The 20,134-nt window shown below is 65.6% G+C and carries 17 protein-coding genes; 13 read left to right on the plus strand and 4 right to left on the minus strand.

Annotated features, from left to right (window positions below; translation table 11 throughout):
• Positions 1 to 6: 6 nt before the first annotated feature.
• From C667_RS00525 to C667_RS00535, 3 genes are all read left to right on the plus strand, one after another.
• A complete protein-coding gene (locus tag C667_RS00525) occupies positions 7 to 2,211 on the plus strand; it encodes a carbohydrate binding family 9 domain-containing protein (protein WP_245538396.1) in 2,205 nt (734 codons plus the stop codon).
• 211 nt (positions 2,212 to 2,422) lie between these two features.
• On the plus strand, positions 2,423 to 2,869 hold the full coding sequence (gene fur, locus C667_RS00530; protein ID WP_004354986.1) for a ferric iron uptake transcriptional regulator: 447 nt from the start codon (positions 2,423 to 2,425) through the stop codon (positions 2,867 to 2,869).
• Positions 2,870 to 2,909: 40 nt separating this feature from the next.
• Entirely contained in the window at positions 2,910 to 3,389 is a 480-nt protein-coding gene (locus C667_RS00535) for a pseudoazurin (protein ID WP_004354987.1), read from the plus strand.
• Positions 3,390 to 3,672: 283 nt separating this feature from the next.
• Here C667_RS00535 and C667_RS00540 read toward each other — a convergent pair whose 3' ends face one another.
• Positions 3,673 to 4,536, minus strand: a complete 864-nt coding sequence (locus C667_RS00540; RefSeq protein WP_004354989.1) for a class I SAM-dependent methyltransferase — start codon at positions 4,534 to 4,536, stop codon at positions 3,673 to 3,675.
• Positions 4,537 to 4,621: 85 nt separating this feature from the next.
• Between C667_RS00540 and C667_RS00545 the strand changes: the two genes are divergently transcribed.
• Complete coding sequence (locus C667_RS00545; RefSeq protein ID WP_004354992.1) at positions 4,622 to 5,053, plus strand: helix-turn-helix domain-containing protein; 432 nt, start codon at positions 4,622 to 4,624, stop codon at positions 5,051 to 5,053.
• Positions 5,054 to 5,069: 16 nt separating this feature from the next.
• On the opposite strand, the gene C667_RS00550 is transcribed toward C667_RS00545, so the two are convergent.
• Positions 5,070 to 5,999 carry a helix-turn-helix domain-containing protein gene (locus C667_RS00550; RefSeq protein WP_157302040.1) on the minus strand — a complete coding sequence of 310 codons (930 nt, stop codon included), beginning with the start codon at positions 5,997 to 5,999 and terminating at the stop codon, positions 5,070 to 5,072.
• Positions 6,000 to 6,092: 93 nt separating this feature from the next.
• Between C667_RS00550 and C667_RS00555 the strand changes: the two genes are divergently transcribed.
• From C667_RS00555 to C667_RS24235, 4 genes are read left to right on the plus strand one after another with little or no spacing between them, the layout of a single operon-like run.
• A complete protein-coding gene (locus C667_RS00555; protein ID WP_039920409.1) occupies positions 6,093 to 8,102 on the plus strand; it encodes a TonB-dependent receptor in 2,010 nt (669 codons plus the stop codon).
• A 19-nt stretch (positions 8,103 to 8,121) separates the two neighbouring features.
• Positions 8,122 to 9,240: a methyltransferase gene (locus C667_RS00560; RefSeq protein ID WP_004355000.1), complete on the plus strand. Its 1,119-nt coding sequence runs from the start codon at positions 8,122 to 8,124 to the stop codon at positions 9,238 to 9,240.
• Complete coding sequence (locus tag C667_RS00565; RefSeq protein ID WP_004355003.1) at positions 9,237 to 10,517, plus strand: MFS transporter; 1,281 nt, start codon at positions 9,237 to 9,239, stop codon at positions 10,515 to 10,517. Before C667_RS00560 ends, C667_RS00565 begins: the two co-directional genes overlap by 4 nt.
• Entirely contained in the window at positions 10,514 to 11,614 is a 1,101-nt protein-coding gene (locus C667_RS24235; protein WP_157302042.1) for a saccharopine dehydrogenase NADP-binding domain-containing protein, read from the plus strand. The genes C667_RS00565 and C667_RS24235 overlap by 4 nt, the downstream gene beginning before the upstream one ends.
• Positions 11,615 to 11,690: 76 nt before the next feature.
• Here the strand turns inward: C667_RS24235 and C667_RS00575 are convergent, their stop codons facing one another.
• Positions 11,691 to 12,191, minus strand: a complete 501-nt coding sequence (locus C667_RS00575; RefSeq protein WP_039920411.1) for a DUF3016 domain-containing protein — start codon at positions 12,189 to 12,191, stop codon at positions 11,691 to 11,693.
• A gap of 158 nt (positions 12,192 to 12,349) precedes the next feature.
• On the opposite strand from C667_RS00575, the gene C667_RS00580 reads away from it, so the two are divergent.
• The 4 genes from C667_RS00580 (at position 12,350) to C667_RS00590 (ending at position 18,044) form a co-directional block, all read left to right on the plus strand.
• Positions 12,350 to 13,555 carry a DUF1173 family protein gene (locus C667_RS00580; protein ID WP_039920474.1) on the plus strand — a complete coding sequence of 402 codons (1,206 nt, stop codon included), beginning with the start codon at positions 12,350 to 12,352 and terminating at the stop codon, positions 13,553 to 13,555.
• 125 nt (positions 13,556 to 13,680) lie between these two features.
• On the plus strand, positions 13,681 to 14,166 hold the full coding sequence (locus C667_RS24490) for a hypothetical protein (protein ID WP_211207637.1): 486 nt from the start codon (positions 13,681 to 13,683) through the stop codon (positions 14,164 to 14,166).
• Between the two features lie 81 nt (positions 14,167 to 14,247).
• The gene (locus C667_RS00585) at positions 14,248 to 17,340 is read left to right on the plus strand and encodes an HsdM family class I SAM-dependent methyltransferase (RefSeq protein ID WP_211207638.1); all 3,093 of its coding nucleotides are present in this window, start codon (positions 14,248 to 14,250) and stop codon (positions 17,338 to 17,340) included.
• Positions 17,337 to 18,044: a hypothetical protein gene (locus C667_RS00590; RefSeq protein WP_039920412.1), complete on the plus strand. Its 708-nt coding sequence runs from the start codon at positions 17,337 to 17,339 to the stop codon at positions 18,042 to 18,044. The genes C667_RS00585 and C667_RS00590 overlap by 4 nt, the downstream gene beginning before the upstream one ends.
• 19 nt (positions 18,045 to 18,063) lie before the next feature.
• Here the strand turns inward: C667_RS00590 and C667_RS00595 are convergent, their stop codons facing one another.
• Positions 18,064 to 18,993 carry a helix-turn-helix transcriptional regulator gene (locus C667_RS00595; RefSeq protein ID WP_157302044.1) on the minus strand — a complete coding sequence of 310 codons (930 nt, stop codon included), beginning with the start codon at positions 18,991 to 18,993 and terminating at the stop codon, positions 18,064 to 18,066.
• Between the two features lie 236 nt (positions 18,994 to 19,229).
• Here C667_RS00595 and C667_RS00600 point away from each other — a divergent pair, with 236 nt between their 5' ends.
• The gene (locus tag C667_RS00600; protein ID WP_051174590.1) at positions 19,230 to 20,075 is read left to right on the plus strand and encodes a class I SAM-dependent methyltransferase; all 846 of its coding nucleotides are present in this window, start codon (positions 19,230 to 19,232) and stop codon (positions 20,073 to 20,075) included.
• The last annotated feature ends 59 nt before the right edge of the window (positions 20,076 to 20,134 follow it).

The raw sequence follows: 20,134 nt of genomic DNA on the forward strand, positions 1-20,134 counted from the left end.
AAGGGCTTGGGCCATGTCCGCCAGGCGGTGGCGCTCTCCGTGGCAATGATGGCGTCTTTCGCGATGGCCGCTCCGGATGCAGCGCCTGCATCGCCGCCCCTCATGGCCGCCTTGCGGTTGCCCGCGAAGGCAGATTTCGCTGGTGCTGTGCCGTCTCTGGTCGATGCCGCACCCATCGGCGGTTTTGTGCAGGTGGCCCCCGTGGCCGGATCGGCCCCCACGCGCCGCACTGAGTTGCGCATGGCCCACGACGGCAGGGCCTTGCACATCCAGGTGCGCGCCTACGACCCCGAACCGTCGGCCATCGTGGCGCAGCAGATGCGTCGGGACGTGGAGGGTATGCTCAAAGAGGATCAGGTGACGCTGGTGATCGATCCCGATGGCGATGGCCGCAACGGTTACCTTTTCGCGGTCAATGCCAACGGCGCCCAGTTCGACGCGCTGATTTTCGACGGTGGGCAGATGCGCTTCGACTGGGACGCGCTGTGGCGCAGCGAGGCGCGCATCGAGGCCGACGGCTGGCGTGCCGACATCACCATTCCTCTGTCGGTCTTCGGGCGCGGGCGCCCGGTCGGCGAGGACGAGGCGCGCACCTGGCGCGTCAACGCCGAACGTTGGATGCCGCGCGGCAGCGAGCGTGTGCGGCTGGCCGGCATCCAGCCCGACAAGGAGGTGTACTCCCTGGGCGATGCGCTGCCCATGCCGGCCATCGTCGCCGATCAGGACGGCTGGGGGCTGCGCCTCAAGGCCTCGCTGCGCGCCACCAGCGAGTCGTCGGCCGCCTCGGGCACCGGCCAGGCGCGGCAGCGCCTGGAGCCCGGTCTGGAGGTGTTCCACGAGAGCCCTACCGGGCTGCGGACCACGGCCGCGCTGAACATCGACTTCGGCGAGGCGGAGGCCGATGAGCGCACCGTCAACCTCACGCGCTTTGAACTCTTCCGCCCCGAGAAGCGCGAGTTCTTCCTTCAGGACGCGGGGCGCTTCACGTTCGGCGGCCTGGTGGAGAGCGCCGTCATTCCGTACTACTCGCGACGGATCGGGCTGGATGCGACCGGGCGTGGGCGCAGCCTGGATGCCGGCCTCAAGTTCTCGGGACAACTCGCTGGCACCGATTTCGGCCTTTTTGGCGCTCGCGTGGCCGGCGGGCCGACCGAGCCGGGCGCGCCTGATCAGCGCGCCGCCGATGTGGCCGTGCTGCGGGTCGCGCGTCCGCTGGGCCATCGCAGCCGCGTCGGGCTGACGGCCACCCGTGGCAATCCCGAAGGCACGCCCGGCAGCAGCCTGTGGGGCGTGGACTATCAGTTCCGGGACACCAACTGGGTGCCACCGGGCGGGGAGGGTGGCAAGACCCTGGAGACGCATGCCTGGGTGCTGGAATCGAGCAACGCCGGGTTGGGCGATGGCCGGTCTTGGGGGGCGAGCGTGAAGTATCCCAACGTCGGCCTCATGGGCAACGCCGAGGTGCAGCGCATCGATGCGCACTTCAATCCCGCCCTGGGCTACCTCGCCGAGGCTGGCGTGACGCGTGGGCAGGGAGAACTGGGCTGGTGGCATCGCACCCGAATCGGTGAGGACATCATCCCGGGCGTCGATTGGAATTTCCGTCGCAAGCAGGACGGTAGCGAGCGCTCTTGGTTGCTCAACCCGGAGATCGGCTACACCAATGCGGCCGGCGATACGGTAATGGTCGAGGTGTTCTTCGAAGGGGATCGCCTGGCCTCTGCCTACACCCCTGTGCCTGGCGTCACTGTTCAGCCGGGCCGCTATGGCTGGCACTACCTGTTCGGGTACCTGGAGACCGCGCCGTCCCGGCCGGTCTCGGCGACTGCGGAGTTGCGCAGCGGCGGGTACTACGACGGGCATCGCGACGACCAGACCTTGCAGCTGGCCTGGAAGCCCAGCCCGTACTGGGGCTGGCGGGTGGGCCTCGCGCGTAACGCCATTCGCCTGCCGTCGGGCAGTTTCACCGTCCGCACCGCCTCCTTGCGCCTGGATCACACCCCCAGCACACGTCTGGCTCAAAGCCTGCTGCTGCAGTGGGACAACGTCTCGAAGGAACTGGGCGTCAGCGCGCGCTTGCGATGGCTATGGAGGCCGGACCGGGAAGTGATTTTCTCGCTCGATCGCCTGGGCTACACGGGCGATCAGCGCGACCTGCTGCCCAATCAGACCCGCGCCATGCTCAAGCTGGTGTGGAATCTTGAGCGGTGATGGTGAAGCGGGTTGCGTTGTTGTGATGTGCACGCCACATGCAGTGTGATCCCTCATTCGGTCAACCGGAGTGGCGGGCCCGATGACAGCTTTGCTAAACAAACGCACGGGCAACTCGTCTTGGTTGACGGTGGCGGCGCGCTGCATTGGGGCGACGACTGCTGGGCGGGTGACCAAGGCTGTGTGGTCTTGAACGTATCAATATCTGTGCATGAAAACCCTCCAAGAGTTGGACGACCAGGATCTGAAACGGACCGGGCTGAAGGCGACGCTGCCGCGTCGTCTCGTGCTGGAGATCATCCGCTCCAGCAGCGAGCGCCACCTGTCCGCCGAAGATGTCTATCGGCGTCTGCTCGCTCATGGGCATGACGTGGGGCTGGCTACGGTGTACCGGGTGCTGTCGCAACTGGAATCGGCGGGCCTGTTGTCTCGCAACGTCTTCGAGGCGGGCAAGGCGCTGTTCGAACTCAATGAGGGTGGCGATCACGACCACCTGATCTGTCTCGGGTGCGGGCGGGTGGACGAGTTCCGCAACGAGGCGGTCGAGGCATTGCGGCAGGACGTGGCGGCGGCCCACCGCTACCAACTCTCGCGCCACCGACTGGCGCTCTACGGCTACTGCCCAGACTGCACCCCAGGGCACCCAGCGGGCCGATGACGTCCCATCGATTTCGATTCACTCTTGAAGGAGTTTTGCCATGTCGTTTGCCGTTTCCCGCCGCTTCTCCACCATGCCTTGCCCGGATGTCGTCCTGGGTGGGCTTCTGCTGCTGGCTGTCGCGTCATCGGCACAAGCCGCGGACCACACCGTGAAGATGCTCAGCACCGGCAAGGACGGAGCCATGGTGTTCGAGCCCGCTTTCGTGAAGGTGGCGGTGGGGGACACGGTCGTGTTCACGCCAACCGAAAAAGCCGCCCACAACAGCGCCTCCCTGCTGGTGCCGCCGGGCGCGAACAGCTGGAAGAGCGACCCGGACAAGGAGTTCAAGGTCAAGGTCGAGAAGGAAGGTGTCTACCTCTACGCCTGCCAGCCGCACAAGATGATGGGCATGGTCGGTGTGATCCAGGCCGGCAAGCCGGTCAACTTGGCCGATGCCAAGGCCGCGGCGGTGAAGGAGCAGGCGGCCTTCGCCATGGGCAAGGACCGCTTCGACAAGGCACTGGCCCAGGTCAAGTGACCCTGGCTCGGTGACCCCGAAGCCAGTCTGTGAGTTCTGCACAATCCGCACCCTGGCCCCATCCCGGTCCGGGGGCGTGCGACATGGAATGGTGCCCTTGCGACTTCTCTGAAGTTGCGCCTCCTGGGTTTACCGTCAAGGGCCATGTGCTGGCACTCTACGGGCGTTGCCGAAGGTGCCAGGAGCGATCCCCAGGAGGAAGTCGGCGCAGCGGCTTCGCCAAGGCGAGTGCATAGGCCGCACGTTCGACCGGACATTCCACCGTCTCAGGCGCGAACGGCCTCTATCGGCGCTGCGGAGTGGATGTTGCTCGTGCATTGACCATCCAGCATGCGGCAACGAAGTGGACTGCAGAGCCCGTCACGTAGGAATCGAAGGCCGCACGGACGGTTTCGATGACCTCTTTGCGGCCGCCTTCGTCCACCTCTTGGAGCACCCGGCCGACAGGTCCGAGCCGGCTCAGGTAGGGGACCAGTTCTTTCTCGGGAAGGGTGCAGCTGACGTCGATTGGTTGGATATCGATCCCACTCCAGCCGCTGTTCTCCAGGATGTTTAGAACCCGCTGCGCGTTGGCAAAGGCGAACTGCCCTGGTGCATCCGGCCGACGGGCGGGGATGTTCGGCAGGAGAGGGGCCGCGGCCCGTTCGGCTGTCGTCATGAAGGGGTTTTCTGCTGGACTGCGCCAGGCGATGACGCGGAGTTCGCCATCGTCCCTCACGGCGTGTCGAAGATTGGCGAAGGCCCGCACGGGATCGTCGAAGAACATGACGCCGAAACGCGAGACGATCATGTCGAAGACCGCCGGCTCGAAAGCATGAACCTGCGCGTCCGCAAGGATGAAGCTTGTTGGCGCAGGTTCGCTTTCTGCGCGGACCCGGGCTGCGGCGATCATAGGCTCCGAAATGTCGATGCCGGTGCAGCGGCCCCCTTCGCCAAGTTGCCGGGCGATCGCGAGCGTCGTGCCACCCGTGCCGCAGCCGACGTCCAGCACCCGGCCGCCGGACGTGGTGGACGCTGCCGTGACGAGGAGATCCTCGAACGGTTTGAACATCCGGTCGAGCACCTCCTGCGCCTCGACCCAGGCCCGGCCGGCCGCGCCGTTCCACAGGGCTGCTTGCCCGTCATCGGTAGGTGGGGTGACTTCCATGTCCATCTCCTTGTGCTTGCCTGAATGAGGCGGGAGCCATACTGTGCAACTTGAAGTCAACTTGAAGTCAACCCGAAGGAATGAGATGGAAAGCCTGGACATCACCGAGGTGGCGCGGCGCGCAGGTGTCCCCGCTTCGACGCTGCGCTTTTACGAAGAAAAGGGGTTGATCGCCTCGATCGGCCGACGCGGATTGCATCGTCTTTTCGGCGCGGGCGTGCTGGAGCGGCTGGCGTTGATCGCCTTGGGGCGTGCCGCCGGTTTTTCGCTCGATGACATCGCGCGCATGTTCTCGCCGGACGGCCAGCCCAGCATCGACCGGCAGATGCTCACGGCCAAGGCGGATGAACTGGACCGGACGATCCGCCAACTGAGCGCCATGCGCGACGGCCTGCGCCACGCAGCCGTCTGTCCGGCCCCGTCCCATATGGAATGTCCCACCTTCCGCCGCATCCTGCAGGCGGCTGCATCCGGTGCGCTCGGCCCGAGAAGGAAGACGAGGGTGCGCTCCCCGTAGTGCCGGACGTGCGCCGTCAGACCGGTGTGTTCAGCGACTTTGGCACCTGCCCGAAGTAGCGGCTGAAGGCCGCGCTGAAGCTGGCCGGGTGCCGGTACCCGACCGCGTAGGCCGCCTGAGCCACCTGACATCCGGACTGCAGCAATGCACGTGCGCGCCGCATGCGCAGATCGAGCAGGAACTGGTGCGGCGTGGTGCCGTAAAGCTCACGAAACCCCTGCTTGAATTTACATTCGTTGAGCCCGACGGTGGCGCTGAGGTACGGAATCGTCAGTGCGCGATCCATCTGGGTGTGCATCAGATCGCGGGCTCGGGCGAGTTTTTCCACGTCGGCTGCGCTCAGGCGCAGGGATGAGGCGCCCGGCACCGCAGCCGGCATGAGCAAGCGCAAGTGTTCGGCTGCCAGGGTCAGCGCAGCGATGTGCCGATCCACGGGCGTTGCCACCTCGGGCGACAGCAGAGGATGGAGCAGGGTGCGGCACCAGGCCGTCGTCGCGTGTTCACCCAGCAGGCGGATTCCCCTGCGACTGGCCAGGCGGGCAGCGGCCGCTTCACCCAGATAGCGCGACAGCGCGTTGCCGTTGAGCACCAGCCTGAGCTGGCGAACGGACGTCTGTGCCCGGAAGTGCCGCTCGCCGCGCGTGTGCGCAAAGGCCGCGAGGGTGGTGCGTCCGGCGCCAAAGCGCAGGCTGGAGCCATCCTCGGCCACGAAGCCGGACTCGCCGGACAGGCCGTAGGTGATCACCAGCGTCGGCCCCGTGTCGCTCTGGGTGGATGCCTCGGCGAGGTCCCGCGCCGGTTGGTAGTGCGAGCGAACCACCGTCAGCCCATCGTCGAGCGTGGCGCGTTCAATCCAGCAGCCGTTGCCCGAGACAGGAAGGCGGCCTGTCTTCCCCACAGCGCGCACCTCTTCAACCTTCGTGCCCAGCCTCGCTCCCGTTTGCATACGAAACCCTCCCGATTGCTACCGAAATACTGTGAGAACAATTCTCATTCTTTCTTAGCATGGAAGTCATCAGATACTCAAGGAGAACGATCCATGCCCATTCCTCCCTTGCGGGCAATCGGGGTGTTGCCGATGCTGGCAACCGCCCTGTCGGCGGTGGCTCAGCAGACCCAGGAGCCTATGCTGCCGGCCGTCACGGTCACGGCGAACAAGCAGTCTCAAGTGCTCGAGCGCGTGCCCACCAGCGTGTCCGTCTTTGATGGCGAACAGCTCGAAGCTGATGGTGAGCGTGGTCTGGAGGGCGTGGCGGCGATGACGCCCGGCTTCGTGTTCCAGACTATGGGGCAATCGGGTGCGCAGCCGCCGGTGATGCGCGGGCTGTCGGCCAACGTCACCTCGTTTTCGTCATCGACCGCGCTGGTGGTGGATGGCGTGGCGACGCTGCGCGGGCTGGGCTTCGACGACGCCTTGCTGGGGGTGGAGCGCGTGGAGGTGCTGCGCGGCCCGCAGTCCACACTGTATGGGCGCAATGCCGAGGCCGGCGTGGTGAACATCATCACCCGCCGCCCGGGCAATGAACCGTACGCCGCCGTCTCGCTCGACCTGGGCAGCCGCAACAAGCAGGCCCTGCGCTTCGATGCGAGCCGGGCCCTGGTGGACAACACGCTCTTCCTGGGCGTGGCCGGCGAATTCGCCCGGCAGGACGGGTTCATCGACAACACCACCACCGGCCGCAAGGAGGACGACCGGGAGCGCAAGGGCGGCCGTGTGGCCCTGCGCTGGACGCCGAGTGCCCGCACCGATGCCACGCTGCGGCTGAACCAGCGCGAGCACGACGACGGCGGCTCCCTGTGGGGGCCGACGGGAGGCACGCGCGAGACCGTGCGCTCGGGCACCGAGAGCCGGAACCGATCCAAGGCCCGTTCGGCGTCACTGGATGTCTCCCATGAACTGGCCGACGACCTGCGCCTGCGCTCGATCACGGCGCGCAACGAGTACTTCGACCGCATTCTTCAGGACACCGATTTCCAGCCGGCCGACCTCCTGCACCTGGGGCGCGACTACCACTTCAAGACCGTGTCGCAGGAGCTGCGCCTGGAGGGCAAGGCCGGCGAGGCGCGCTGGGTCGCCGGTGTCTATCTCGACCGCGAAGACAACGCCTTGAACTTCGAGCAGAAGACGCCGTTCGCGCTGGCGCGCACGCGCTCGACGCAGCAAGGGAATTCCACGGCAGCGTTCACCCACTGGGACGTGCCGCTGACGGCACTGGGGTCGGCGCTGTGGTCCATCCAGGCCGGCCTGCGCATCGAGCGCGACGAGATGCGCTTTGCACTGGCCGGCGGCAGCGAGCAGTCGCGCAGCTGGACCCATGCCAGCCCCAAGCTCGCACTGCAATACCAGTGGCAGCCTGCGGCGCAGCTCTACGCCAGCGTGTCCGACGGCTTCCGTGCGGGGGGATTCAACACCTTCGCGCCGGAAACGCATCGCCGCTACGAGCCCGAGAAGGTGCGCGCCTTCGAGCTGGGTGCCAAGGGCCACCTCTTGAACCGCCGCCTGCGCTACAGCGCGGCCGTCTACCGCATGGACATCGACGACATGCAGGTGCAGCAGATGGGCTCGGTGGCCGGGCAGGTGTTCATGACCAACGCGGCGTCGGCCCGCTCGACCGGCGCCGAGGCCGAATTGCGTTGGCTGATGGGCAGCGGCTGGCAGGTGCAGACGGGGCTCGGGCTCAACCACACGCGTTTCCGCGAGTTTCGTGACGGCGCCAACGACCACACCGGCAAGCGCAACCCCTTTGCGCCCGACATCAACGGCCATCTCGGCGTGCGCTACGACGCGCCCTCCGGCTGGTTCGCTCAGGCCCAGACGGTCGGTGTCGGCAAGGTCTACGTCGACGCGGCCAACACGGCGGCGAACAAGCGGTCGGGCTATGCCGTCATCAACCTGTCGGCTGGTTATGCGTGGGCCCGCACCGAACTGACGGCCTACGTCAACAACGCTGCCAACAAGCACTACGACGTGATCGGCTTTCCCGCCAGCACGATCACGATCTACAGCCCGCCTCGCGAAGCCGGGCTGCGCCTGAGCTTCCGTCTTTGATCGACAGGAGGCCGACGCCATGAATCTCGAACAAACACATGAGTTGCGCCGCTGGTGGGATCTGGCGGTCGCGCCCGTGCAGGCCGAGGGCCTGCGGCTCGCTATCGAACTCGGCGTGCTGGATGCGCTCGTCGAGCCGGCCGGCGCCGCGGCGCTGGCGCAGCGCCTGCAACTGCACCCCGTCGGCACCGCCCATCTGCTGGAGCTGCTGTGGAGCATGGGTGTGCTGGAGCGCCAGGGCCATGGCCGCCATGACGGCGATGCCGACGCCGCGGGCCCGGTCGGCAAGGATGCCCAGGGCGGCGGTGCGGCCGACGCCGACGGGATCTATCGTCTCGACGCAGGTGCGCGCGCCTACCTCACGCAGGGGGCCGAGCTGTCCTGCGCCAAGGCCTGGTTGTTCCGGCTGCGGTCCATGCGCGGGTTCGTCGACAGCCTGGGGGAGCATGTCCGCCATGGTCCGGGCGTGCCGAAGCCCCCGCTTTCGGCTGACCACGGCCCCTCCGGTGGCGCAGCGCAGTGGGCGGCCGCGGCGCGGGTGCAGATCGCGCAGGAGCAGCGTGCGGTGACCGCGCCGGCCGCCGTCGAGGTGATGAGGCGCCTGCCGGAGTTCCAGCAGGCGCAGCGGCTGCTGGACCTGGGGGGCGGCCCGGGCCTGGTGGCCATCGCGCTGGCCCAGCAGCGCTCCCAGCTTCAGGGCGTCGTGTTCGACTTCCCCGAGACGGTCGCCGTGGCGGCCGAGAACATCCTGGCGCGGGGGCTCGGCCCCCGCCTGTCCACGCGGGGCGGCAGCCTGGCCACGGACGACATCGGGTCGGACCACGACCTGGTCTGGTGTTCATCGGTGCTGCACTTCGTGCCGGACATCGAAGCGGCCCTGCACAAGATCCTCGCCGCCCTGCGGCCGGGTGGTGTGCTGGTGGCGGTGCACGCGGAACTGCCCAGGGAGCAGGGTGAGGCATGCAGCGTGGTGCCGTGGTACCTGCCGCTGCGCATGCTTGGGCGGCACGTGACCCATGAGGGGGAACTGGCTGCGGCCATGGCGCGTGCCGGCTTCGTGCGCATCGAGCAGTTCGCATCCGGCCAGTTCCCGATGGCGGTGCAGCAGGTCGTCGTGGCGCGGCGGGACGTGCCATGAACGGCGCGCTGCGTCCCGGCGTCCAGCAGCTGCTGTTCGGCTGGGTGAACTTCGCGTTGACGGCCCCGGCCATCTACCTCTGGCTGGGGCTGCCGCTGGTCATGCGGCAACAAGGGTGGTCGGGCACGGAGATCGGCGTCTTTCAACTTGCCGGCCTGCCTGCGGTCTTCAAGGCGCTGCTGGCGATTCCGGTGGAACGCTGGCCGTTGCAGCGGCGCTCTGCCGTGTTGCCGGATCCGGCGTTCAGCCCGTCGTCCAGGGTCTTGGCCTGGCAGCGCTGGGCGTGGCTGACGGGCGGCGGCTTTGCGCTGTGCCTGCTGGCTCTGGCGGCAGTGGGTGAAGGTGCCGGCAAGGGCACGCTCTTTGCGCTGGCCTTGCTGGCGGCCCTGCTGTCCACCTGGGCCGACATCCCGGTGCAGGCACTGGCCATCGGGCTGCTGCCACCGCAGGCCAGGCCGCTGGCCGGCGGCATCCGCGCGGCGGCCACGTTTGCGGGCGCGGTCGTGGGCGGGGGCCTCATGCTGTTGGTCCAGCAGGCCAGGGGTTGGACGCTTCCTTTCCTGATTCTGGCCATGGGTGTGTTGAGCACCTTGGTGATCGTCGCCGTGCTGGGCCGCGGATCCGCTCCATTGCAACAGGCGATGTTTTCAGGGGCCGTCGTGTCGCGGCTGGCGCCCTGGCGTGTCTGGAGAGGCTTCTTTCAGCAGCCGGGGGCGCCGGCCTGGACTCTGCTGCTGATCGGGCAGTTTCCCTTTGTTGCGGCCGCCTGGGTGTTCCTCAAGCCGCTGCTGCTGGACCACGGACTGCCCGCCGCGCAGGTGGCGCTGGTCGCCGGTGTGGGGGGCGGGGCCCTGGGGGCAGGCGCCAGCCTGGCTGCAGGCTGGGTGCGGCGCGAGCGCCTGATGGCGGTGGCGTGGCGGTCGGCGTGGGCCAATGTGCTGGCCCTCGGGGTGTTTGCCGCTGTCCTGGGTTTTCAGCTTGGGGTGGAGGCGCGTTGGGGGCTGTTGGCGGGCAGCGCCGCGCTGGCCCTGGCGATGGGGCTGGCGTCTTCGCTCGCCTTCGCCTTGATGATGGAGTTCTCCCGCGATGCCTGCCGGGCCGCCGACTACGGCCTGCAGGCCGGGCTGTTCGCGCTGAGCCGTGTGCTGGTGCCGCCTGTGGCGGGCCTGCTGCTTGACCGCTTTGGGGACGCGGCGATGTTGGGAACACTGGCGGCGTTCGCCCTGTGCACGGTGCTGGGCGGGCGCTGTCTGCGGCGGGGGGAGCCCACGCCATGACGAACGCGAGACCTGAGGCGATGGTGAGTGCCGACCAGGCGGTGCTGGTTGTCGGCGGCTATGGTGCGGTGGGAGGCGGCATCGTCCGCGCCCTTTTGCGCGACAGTCCCTGTCATGTGCTGGTTGCCGGGCGCAGCCTGGAGCGGGCTCGCGCGTTCTGCCAGGTCCAGGGCCCCCGGGTGACGGCGGTTGCCTTGGGTGACGGGTATCTCCCGGTGATCGAGGTGTTGCCGCACCGGATCACCGTGGTGGTCAACTGCGTCGAGGAAGCGAGCCTGTGGATTGCCCTGCAGTGCCAGGCCGCGGGCATTCACTACGTCGACGTCTCGGCCACGGCCTCGGTGTTGGACGCTGTGCGGACCCGATGGGCGTCAGGTGAAAGTCAGCGTTCCAGCGCGGTCCTGAGCGTCGGCGTCGCGCCGGGGCTCACCAATTTGCTGGTGCGCCAGGCCTGCGATCAACTGGGGCCGCTGCAGCATGCCGACATCACGGTGCTGCTGGGCGCAGGTGAGGTCCATGGACTGGCTGCCATCCGCTGGACGCTGGACCGTTTGGGTGCCACGTTCACGCTGCAGACCCCTGCCGGGGCAAGGGAGGTTCGCGCCTTTGGCGAGTCGCGGCCGGTGCGGCTCGCGGCGCCCTACGGCCGAAGAACCGCCTACCGCTTCGACTTCTCGGAGCAGCACACGTTGCCGCGTACCCTGGCGATGCAGTCGGCGGCCACCTGGCTGTGTTTCGATTCGCGGCTGGTGACGCAGGCATTTGCCTGGATGGCGCGCTGGCGCGTCCGGCAGTGGCTGCCGCCGGACGGTTTGGCGAAGTCGCTGGCATGGACAGCGGCCCATGCGCCGATCGGCGGAAATGGATTCATGGTCCAGGTCGATGCCCTCAGCCAGTCTGGCGATCGCGCGAGTTGGGTCGTTGCCGGGGATGGGGAGGCGGCATGCACGGCTGCGGTGGCAGTCTGGGTGGCGCGCACGTTGCTGGTTGGCCGTCTGGCACCGGGCGCCCATCACATCGAGGAGGTGCTGACGTTGGACGAGGCGTTGGCGGGCTGTGCGCCAGTCCTTCGGCGCGTGGAGTTCAACCCGATGTAGGCGCTTCTCGCCGGCTCAACAAGGCTCGGGTTCGCCTGGATGGGCGGGGCGTCTGACCGTGCCTTTTCGCGGGTGCTCAGCCACGGTGTTGCGGACAGAATCGCCGCTCGAACCACTCGGTGAGCATGGCCTTGTCGTACACCAGCGGATCGCCGTCGGAGCGGACAAACGCACTGCGAGACAGGTAGTCCATGTCCGAAACACGCTCCTGCCGTTCGGCGAGTACCTTGCCCTGTGCGTCCTTCCAGAGGTACTCGAGGTCCGCCCGCGGCCACGTGACACCGCGCATGATGCGCACATCGTACGTGCCAGGGCGCCACCACTCGTGTCGGCCCGCCAGGTCGAGGTCGATGATTCTGATGTCCAGCGTATGGCCCGCCGGCAGGCAGCGATCTCCCAGGGCCTGCAGGTGCCGCTTGATGGACTCGAGGTTGCGCTGGGAGCGCACGCCGTAGTCGCCCGCGTCGGCATAGTGCTCGGGATGGATGAATTGCACCGCGACGTCGGCTGCAGCATGCAGCACGGGCGCCGACATGGCTGCGACACAGCACAGCGCACGGAACGTTCTGATGGTCATGGTGAACCCTCGACTTGCTACATGGTATTCGACTCCGTCGACCTTCATCTGGTTGCACCGAGCACATGGAGGCCGACATCGAAATCGGGCCGATAGGGCAGTGATTTTGGATGGCGTTCCGGTCTTGCCGCCAGCACGATGGGCTTTTCGAGACCTCCATGGACGCTCAGCGCTATTCCATCGCCGGACAGGTGTATGACGCTCTGGATCCTCGCTTGCAGGAGGTTCTGGCGCGCGTGCGCGAGGGGGTGGATCGGCCGCGTTGCCTGTGCGTGCCTGACGGTGTCGAGATGTACGTGGCGCGCCACCGGCAGTACGTCGTCAAGCGCATGCCGGGCACTGGTGGGCAGCATCATCCGCAGTGCCCGTCCTATGAGCCGGATGCCCAGCAGTCCGGGCTCGGCGAACTGATGGGGGAGGCCATCATCGAGACCCTGGCGGGCAGCGTCGAGTTGCGCGTGGATTTTCCGTGGGTGCGCGTCCTCGGCCGGGGTGTCGCGCCGGGTGAGCCCCATGATCCGGGTGAGATCAACGTCCCGCGTCGCCGGATGAGCCTGCGCGCCTTGACGCACTTCCTTTTCGAACGGGCGGGCTTCAATCGCTGGTTGCCCGCCATGGCGGGCAAGCGCAACCAGGGTGTCATCTGCAAGCACTTGCTGGAGGCCGCGGCGGAGATGATCGTCAAGGGACAGCCACTGGCTCAACGCCTCCATGTCCCCGAGCCCTTCAGCGAGGCTTCGAAAGCCGCGGCCGCCCAGCGCCGCCGCGACAAGCTCGCGATCCTGCAACCACGTGAGGGTCAGTCGCCGCTGGCGGTGGTTCTGGGCGAGTTCAAGACCTGCGAGGCGACAGCGTTTGGGCGTCGTGTGTGGATCAAGCACATGCCTGACGCGCCGCTGCTCATCGCCGACAAGACCTGGGAGCGCGCTCGGCGGGCCTATTCGGCGTACTTCGAAGTGCAGGACGCCGATGCGGGCTACCGGCCACGGCTGGTGTTGACGGCCTTGATTCGCGCCAAGCGTGAGCACGTCTATGAAGTGGACGCGTTGAGCTTGATGTTGACGACCGAACACTGGATTCCCGTGGAGGGCGCGCACGAAATTGAATTCATCCACGCCCTGGTGGAGCAGCAGCGGCGTTTCATCAAGCCCTTGCGTTACGACGCGAGGATCACGGCGGGGTTTCCGAACGCACTGCTGGCTGACACCGGCGCCGAGCCAGTCGCCCTTCACGTGGTCAGCGCGTTCGCCGAGGCAAAGGAACGTGCGGCCAAAGTGCAGGTGATTGCGCGGATAGCGCCTCCGCCCTGGACCTGGTGGACCGATCAGCCGATGCCGACATTGCCGGCTTGTGCGGTGTGCTGAACACGGCGTCCTCCGAGGGAGGAAGAGTTCGGGTACGGTACCCTACCTTTGGAGGAAATCGGGTACCATACCCGACGTTGGCGAACTCTGTTGAAAGGATGGCTATGCGACTGGTCCCGACCCCGGTGGCATCGAAGCTGACGGGCCTTTCGATAGAGAAGCTTCGCGAGTGGACCAGTCGACGTGCGCTGGTGCCGGCGGACGTGCGTCCGAAGACGAAAGGATCGCCAGCACAGTTCAGTTGGCAAACCATCCTCGTCCTTCGGCTGGCCGTGCTTCTTCGCGACCAGTTTGCTGTTGAGCTGCAGACGCATCAAAGCGCGTTCGCCCAGTTGCGCAAGGCGCTGCGATCAACCTCTTTCATTGCGCTTTGGGGCCGGCGCTTGGCGTTGGCTCCCGGAGGCACATGGTTCTTTCTGGATGATGGGTCGCTGCCGTCCGAAGCCGATGCCATCGTTGTTCGTCTCGATCCGCACCTTGCTGTCCTGCGGGACGGCTTTGCCTTGCCTGATGTGGCTGCTGGTCAACTTGATCTTTTCTCCTTGCCTGCCACGCGCGATACCCCGACGGTCAAGGCGGTGAGTCGCCCCCGCCAGAGGAGCTCAGCATGAGCCGCCAAGCTTGGAGCGTCGCAGTGCGTGGTCGGCACGGTTTGATGCGCAGAGGGAGAGGGGCGTAGCGTGGCGGACGCAGTGCTGAAGCAGTGGCTGGACAGGCTCGGCTATGCCGCCGAGCCTGCGGCGCTTCACGTCCGCGGTGCGGCGATCTCCGAAGCGCACCCTTATGCGTTGGAGATCAAGTCGCTGCTCAAGCCGGACGGGGCCGTTCGGGCTCAGGCGGTTTTCGTGGTGGAAGGCGTGCCAACCGTTGTCTTCATGGCGGATGACCAGCCTTTGTCGGCTTCTGCGCTCGACGATGTCCGCAAACGCATTTGGAATCAGAACCTGGCAACGGTGGTGATCGAGCTGCGCGACCGCGAAGCGGTTGCGCTACCGGTCCGAAAGCTCCAGAAGGCTGAGCAGCGTTTCAGTCTGCAAGAAGCCAGGCCGGATGGTCCGTTTTCCGCCCTCGATGTCGCCACTGCGAATCTGTCGCGAAGGCTGCCGGCTTGGTTCGACGTCAAGGCTCGGGTGGACAGCAAGCTGCTTGCGAACTTGTCGGTGACAGTGTCGAAACTTGCGGGTACTGGTTTTCGTGGCGCAGCAAAGACCAGTGACCGCAAGCGATGGGCAGAGCTGCTCATGGGGCAGGTGCTCTTCATCTCCTATCTGGAGCATCGGGAGATTGTTGGAGTGACCTATCGCGGGCGTCGCGACGTCGGTGAGCTTCATGACCTCGTTGCGCGAATGGACCGCGAGGGCGTGCGCGTGCTGGTCGATCGTCTGCGGGGAGATTTCAATGGCGATTTCCTGGGTGACGACCGGCACGATCCCTGGACTGCCCTCACAGATGACGGATTCGACTTCCTGAACCAGTTTCTGCGTCGAACCGACATGGAGACGGGGCAGGGCGATTTCTGGAATTACGATTTCAGCTACATACCCGTCGAACTGCTCTCCGGTCTGTATGAGAAGTTTCTGACGCCAGAGCAGCAGGCCAAAGATGGCGCCTACTACACGCCCCGCAACCTGGCAATGCTGGCGGTTGAACAGGCGCTCATGGCCTCGCCCGATCCGTTGGCGGAGACGATTTTTGATGGGGCCTGCGGTTCAGGCATCCTGCTGACCACAGCCTATCGTCGCCTGATTGCACTGTGCGAGGCGCGGCAGGGGAGACAACTCGGATTCGCCGAGCGGGGCGAGCTCCTCAAGCGCAGCATCTTTGGCGGCGACATCAATTTCATGGCGTGCCGCGTGACGGCCTTCAGCCTGTACCTGTCACTCCTTGAGGGGCTGGCCCCAGCGGACATCTTGGCGGCACAGGAGCGCGATGGAACGAAGCTGCCCTCCCTCAACGGGAGCAACCTTGCCCATGGCAGCCAACGGGCCGACTTCTTCCGGACTTCCCACACGTTCCACACCCGCCGATTTTCATTGGTCATCTCCAATCCTCCCTGGGCAGAACCTGAGGGTGAGAGCCGAACGTCGGCGGATGACTGGGCGGATCGCGCTGGTGTTCCTTTCGCACGGCGGCAGATCGCCGGTGCCTACGCGCTGCGCGCGCTTGAATTTCTCTCGGAGGGCGGTCGAGCTTGCCTGATCCTTCCCATCGGCCAATTTCTCGGCGCTTCCAGCGCGGACTTTGTCGCTCACCTTCTCAAGGGATACCGACCGTCACGCCTGATCAACTTTGGCGATCTGCAGGGGCTGCTGTTTCCTACGGCTGAAAACACGTGCCATGTCTTCCTGGGGGAGAGGCGTCCGGATGGCTTGTTGAGTCACATTCCGTTTGGGGAGACGTTCGACTATTTGGTGCCGAAAGCCGACCTTAGTCTTGCCCTCGGTCGGCTGACCATGCAGTCCGCCGATCGCCACACGCTGCAGACCCGCTCGGTTGCCGAGGATCCGCAACTGCTTGTCGCCATGATGTGGGGAGATGCCAGTGACCTGTCCATCTGGACGCGGTTGACCTTGCGCGGTACGTTTGCCGATTTCTGGCGTGGGCCCCGCGAGTTTCGGCGCTGGGTATATCGCAAGGGGATCCATCTCCATGACAAGAGCCGTGAGGCGGTCGATCCCGGCGAGCTGCGCCAGATGCCATTCGTGCCCATTGCGGCGCTGCGTGCGGGCTCGCCTGTTCTTCATCCCGAACTGCTGGCCAATTGGCCTGAGGCTCAGGACACGGTCGTGGGTTTGAACGAAGGGGTGCGTGCCGTTTTCGATGGACCGCGAGTGCTTTTCCCGGATGGTTTCTCCAAGGGTGAGCAGAACATTCGCGCGGTCTACTACGATGGGCAGGCCTCCTTCACCCACAGCATCGGCGTGATCGCTGGCCGCGAGGAGGACGCTGCCCTGCTTCAGTTCACTGCGGCGTATCTGCGCTCGACGCTCGCCCGCTACTTTCTCATGATGCGTGGCTGGAAGATGCTGTGCGAGCGCAACGGCGTGCATCTGGCTGACGTCGAAACCTTCCCGTTCTTTGTGCCAGAGGATGCGCCGGATCCGGCGGCGGCACGGGACGCGCTCTTGGCGGTTCAGGCTCGCATGGCGGAATTGATGGCCTTGCCCGAACTTGAGCAAGCATCCCGCTACGATGAGTTGCGTGACGAGTTTGACGAGGCGGTTTTTTCCTATTTCGGACTCTCCGGTGAAGAGCAGACGTTGATCCGTGAATCGGTTCGCGTCCTCATGCCCTCTGTGCGGCCGCGCAGTTTCAAAAGTCTGGACACCCCAGCTCAGCATAGGGCCAGCTCCGAGGACTGCGGCATCTATGCGCAGGCACTCGCCAATGCCTTGACCGCGTGGAGAACGAAGGCACGCGGCCAAGGCCGATTCCGTGTCGATGTGGTTGCGAACGATCCGAGTCGCGCCGGGCCGTCAGGCATCGTGCGGATTTCGTATCTGGGAGATTCCACCGACAGGCCCGAGGTCAGCGCGTCGATGAATGACGAGTTGGTGCTTGCGACACTCGCCGAGTTGAGAAATGCGGGGCTTTGCGCGATTCCATCGGGAGACTTCCTGTGCCTGGTGCCGGATGTGCACCTCTGGGTTGATGGTGCGCTGTACCTTGTGCGGCCGCTTACCAAGCGCAACTGGACAGTGCGAAAGGCTCTTCGAGATGCCGAGCATATCGTCCGTGGTGTGCAAGTGCGCCAATCCGTCGAGAAGGGGGAGGCGACAGCATGATGTCTCCAGTCGACTGGTTTGCCGCCTTTCCGATCCAGCCGGCCACGGAGGCCGTGGAGGCGCTGCGTCAGGGCTGGACAGAATTGGCGGGACGGCCGCGCCCGGATTTCAATCCCAAGACGAAGGAAGATGGGCTGACCAAACGGCTGAAGGTGTACGTTGAGAACCACGTCGCACGGGAACGCGGCTTACTCGGTATGTGGGCTGCCGAAGACATCATCGGGGACGTTGATCCGAACACTGGCGCGATGCTTGAGGAGCGGCGGACCGATATTGTCTACGGCTGGAACGATGACGTCCGCGGCATGAAGCTGGTCTTCGAGTTCAAACGCCTGGGTCGCCAGAAGAAACACCGTGACCACTATCTACAAGACCAGGGATTGGGGCGATTCGTCACGGGCATCTATAGCCGAAAGGAGGCTGTTGCGGCCATGGTGGGAGTTCTGCTGGATCCGGAGCCTGAGGTGGTGCCACCCATCAGGGAGGCACTCCAGGACGCTGTGCTTGCCACGTTTCTGCGTTTGCGGCGCTTGCCTTCGGGCCTCCCTTATGCCCGGCCTTCTGCGATGTTCACGGGGGCGGATTTTGATACGGAACACGAGCGGGATGCCGCGCTTGCTCCCACGCACGGGACGATTCGCGTATCTCATTTCTTCTTCGCATTCGGCTATCCGACTACCACTCGGAAGCAGAAATCCGCATAGGAGCTCATTGCCAGCCGGATCATCGGCCGCGCCGTCTGGCCTCTCCCGGATTGACGCCGAACTGCTTGCGAAATGCCGCTGAGAAGTGGCTCATGTTCGAGTAGCCCAGATCGCACGCCACTGCCGACACACTGGTGTCGTCCCGCAGCAGGCGGCGCCGGGCCTCGTTCATGCGCTCATGCTGGAACAGGCCGTACACACTGAAGCCGTACAGCGCGCGAAACCCGCGCTTCAGTTTCGCCGGGCTCAGCCCGTTCTCGCGCGCCACATCCAGGATCAGCGGAGGCTGCGACAGATCGGACAGGAGATGCGCGCGCGCACGGGCCAGACGCATTTGATCTGCTCGGTCCAATCCGCCTGCGCCACCCGTATCGGCCCGCGCCTCCAGAAGCAGGCTCACCAGCGTCAGTCCTTGCGCCTGCAGCCATAAAGGGTGCCGCTCTCCTGAAGCTTCGCTGTCGCCCGGACGGTGTCGCATCGCATGCGCCAATGCTTGGGCCGTGGCATGCAATTCCGTGCCGCGGTGCCCGGTCTCAAAACACAGTCCATTTGACAGCGCACGGCGCAGCGTCGGCTCGGCGTCGCCCACCAACTGCTCGAATGCGTCATGTCGCAGCATGACGCCAACGCTCTCGTAAACGCCGTGCTGGTGAAATCGCCAGCACTGACCGGGGCCAAACGCGATGTTGCCGCTGGCTGCGTGCACTTGGCGCTCGTCGATCTTCCGACCGACACCGTGTCCTTTCCTGCCGTTCAGCACCGCGAGGGATTCGCCCAGCAATACGTAGCTGAAATGGATGAACCCGCTGTCATCGAGCACGCTGAGCTCGATTGGGTTGGCCAGACGCGTGGACCAGTGCATCAGCTGCACACCCTCTCGCGTCGCCACCCGCCGATGACTGGACGAGACAAGGTCCAGCCCCAAGGCTTCGCTGGGGTCTCTGATCATCTCCGTAGCCAGGAGATGGGGTACCGATGTGGCTGCGTCCGACCTGGGCATCAATGCATCGCTTCCTCTTGCCTTTGTTGATCCGATGCGGGCAGCAATGAGCCCGTTCCGGGTAGCAATCGTAATACGAATCATTATTATCGAACAGGGCTTGTAACTGTTCCTTGCGTGGGTCCTAGGGGCTGGGCGTTTGCCTTCGCACCACCACGGATCCATCGAATTTCCTTGATCGATTCATGTCCCCAGCGCCGCTCAATCCCGTTTCCGCAGTTGACGCCACGCCGGTGCTGTGCGGCGTACCGCAGACCATGCTGTGGACGCTGCACAACCGCGCCACCGAATCCCTGCGGCCCGATGCTTGGTTTCGTGATCCGGAGGCCGAGCGCATCTTCCAGTCCATCGAATTTAACTACCGGGCCCACTTCGGCCGTCCCGACAGTTCGCATGCCACCCGCTCGCAGATGTTTGATGAGGCACTGCGTCCGTGGCTTGCTGCGCATCCCGGCGGCATGGTGGTCGAACTCGGCTGCGGGCTGGAGACGCAGTTCCAGCGCTGCGACGATGGACGTGTGCGCTGGTTGTGCGTGGATGTGCCAGACGCAATTGCCGTGCGCGAGCGCTACCTGGCACCCAGCGAGCGATGCCGCCATATTGTGCGCTCCGCGCTCGACTTGAGCTGGATGGACGAGGTCGAGGCGAGCAAGGGTGTCTTCGTCACCGCCCAGGGCCTGTTCATGTATTTCCCCGAAGACGAGGTTGGGCGTCTGGTCTCGGCGATGGCGAAGCGCTTCGAAGGGGGGGAACTCATGTTCGACACCATCCCGCGCTGGTTCTCGCGCAAGACCATGGACGGCTTCGATGTCACGCGCCACTACCGCGCCCCGCCCATGCCCTGGGGCATCAATCGCGACGAAATCGAGGCCGCGTTGCGGGCGTGGAGTCCACACATCGCCTCGGTGCAGCACGAGCCCTACCGCCGTTTCAGAACCTTCCCTGCGCGGCTGGGGCTCTGGATGGCGCACATACCGCCACTTGCCAAATTCCTCCCCGCGATCGTGCGCGTGCGCTTCGCCCGTGAATGACCGCCCTCCGGCGTCCGCCACAAGCTCCTGTTCATCCATGCCCGCCTCCCATCTTTCCT

The sequence above is a fragment of the Thauera phenylacetica B4P genome, from assembly GCF_000310225.1.
GTDB classification, from domain to species: domain Bacteria; phylum Pseudomonadota; class Gammaproteobacteria; order Burkholderiales; family Rhodocyclaceae; genus Thauera; species Thauera phenylacetica.